The following is a 766-nucleotide window of genomic DNA, read 5'->3' on the forward strand; positions in this document are numbered from 1 at the left end:
CGACGAGATCTGGAACCTCAAGCGCGGCGGGCACGACTACCGCAAGGTCTACGCCGCGTACAAGGCCGCGACCGAATTCAAGGGCAAACCCACCGTGATCCTGGCCAAAACGGTCAAGGGCTACGGACTGGGCCCGCACTTCGAAGGCCGCAACGCCACCCACCAGATGAAAAAACTCACCCTGGACGACCTGAAGAAGTTCCGCGACCACCTGCGGATTCCGGTCACGGATGAGCAGCTGGAGAAGGACCCGTACCGTCCGCCGTACTTCCACCCGGGCACGGACGCACCGGAAATCAAGTACCTCCTCGAGCGCCGCGCCGCCCTGGGCGGTTCCGTTCCGGAACGGCGCTCGAAGCACTCGGACATCGAGCTGCCCGAGGCGAAGACCTATGAGGTGGCCAAGCGCGGTTCGGGCAAGCAGCAGGCCGCCACCACCATGGCCTTCGTCCGCCTGCTCAAGGACCTGATGCGGGATAAGAACTTCGGCAAGCACATCGCGCCGATCATCCCGGATGAGGCGCGGACGTTCGGCATGGACGCGTTCTTCCCGACCGCGAAGATCTACAACCCCAAGGGCCAGAACTACCTGTCCGTGGACCGGGACCTGGTCCTGGCCTACAAGGAATCCGCGCAGGGACAGCTGATCCACCCCGGCATCAACGAAGCCGGCGCCGTGGCAGCCTTCACCGCCGCCGGCACCGCCTACGCCACCCACGGCGTGCCCCTGGTCCCGGTCTACGTGTTCTACTCCATGTTCGGCTTC

At 64.9% G+C, this 766-nt stretch carries 1 pseudogene; it reads left to right on the forward strand.

Annotated elements, in window-relative coordinates:
• A pseudogene (locus tag DBZ45_RS02470) lies at positions 1-766 on the forward strand (pyruvate dehydrogenase (acetyl-transferring), homodimeric type); the annotation flags it as partial.

Source organism: Arthrobacter globiformis (assembly GCF_003261175.1).
GTDB classification, from domain to species: Bacteria; Actinomycetota; Actinomycetes; order Actinomycetales; family Micrococcaceae; genus Arthrobacter; species Arthrobacter globiformis_A.